This is a genomic window from Acidovorax delafieldii 2AN (assembly GCF_000175235.1).
Taxonomy (GTDB): Bacteria; Pseudomonadota; Gammaproteobacteria; order Burkholderiales; family Burkholderiaceae_C; genus Acidovorax; species Acidovorax delafieldii_B.
Genome location: NZ_ACQT01000507.1, coordinates 1 through 1,246 on the forward strand (window position 1 = coordinate 1; position 1,246 = coordinate 1,246).

Genomic DNA, 1,246 nt, shown 5'->3' on the forward strand with positions numbered 1-1,246 from the left:
TGGGCTTCCCCCAGTTTCCCGGACGGTTTGCTTAGCCCATTAAGCCTTGCTCAAAGTCGACTGGGCTGAGGAAGTCTAGCTTTGAGTGTTTGCGTACCGGGTTGTAGAAGCGCTCGATGTAATCGAACACATCGGACCTGGCCTCTTCCCTTGTCCGGTAAACCTTGCGGCTGAGCCGTTCGGTCTTCATCGACGAGAAGAAGCTCTCCATCGCAGCGTTGTCCCAGCATTCACCGCGACGGCTCATGCTGCAGGTGATGCCCTGTGCCGTGAGCAGCTGCTGGAAGTCGTCGCTGGTGTACTGACTGCCCTGGTCCGAGTGATGCATCAGCGAGCTGGGTTTGCCGCGTCGCCATAGAGCCATCAACAATGCGTCGCTCACCATCTTGGCCTGCATGGTGTCGCTCATCGACCACCCCACGATGCGGCGTGAGTACAGGTCCATCACCGCTGCCGCATACAGCCAGCCCTCGGCCGTCCAGATGTAGGTGAAGTCAGCCACCCACTTCTGGTTCGGACCACTGGCCTCGAAGTCACGCTGCAGATGGTTGGGTGCGATGTGATTCTCAAGCCTGCTGCCCGTATCGCCAGGTAGCCTGCGTCGCTTGTGGCGGGCTTGCAGCTTGGCCAGATGCATCAGCCGGATGACCCGGTTCATCCCGCAACTCTCGCCCAGCGCTCGCAGGTCGTGCCAGACACGTGGACTACCGTAGGTTCGGTCGCTGAGCTCGAAGCTCTCTCGGATGAGGCGGGTGAGCCTGGCATCGTCCTGGCTGCGCTGGCTCGGCGCTCTGTTCATCCATTCGTAGAAGCCGCTGTGGGAGACCGCCAGAACCCGGCACATGGTGCGGGTGGGCCAGACACTACGATGCCGCGCAATGAAGCCGTACTTCACTGCGGGTCCTTGGCAAAGTAGCCGAGCGCTTTTTTTAGGATGTCGCGCTCCGTGGTCACACGTCGCAGTTCGCGTTGCAACCGCTCCACCTCGGTGGCGGCCTCACTGCGAAGCGGCCGGTTCGGCCTGAGGTCCAACACCCCGCCACGCTCCTGGGTGACCCACCGCCTGAGCACACTGGCCTCAATACCCAAGTCCCGTGCAATGTGCGTGACGGTGGCGCCTGGCTGCTTGCACAGCTTCACTGCCTCACGTTTGAATTCGTCCGTGAAGCTCCTTCGAGTTCTTGTCATGCCTATCTCCTGAACACATCATGTCATTGGATGTGTCCGGGAAACTGGGGGAAGCCCA

Annotated in this window: 1 protein-coding gene; it reads right to left on the reverse strand. The window is 60.7% G+C overall.

Annotated elements, in window-relative coordinates; genetic code table 11:
• Window positions 1–31: 31 nt before the first annotated feature.
• A protein-coding gene (locus tag ACDELDRAFT_RS22645; protein ID WP_085943625.1) for an IS3 family transposase occupies window positions 32–1,188 on the reverse strand; the annotation gives its coding sequence in 2 pieces (ribosomal slippage) (window positions 32–921 and window positions 921–1,188; 1,158 coding nt in all).
• Between the last annotated feature and the right edge of the window lie 58 nt (window positions 1,189–1,246).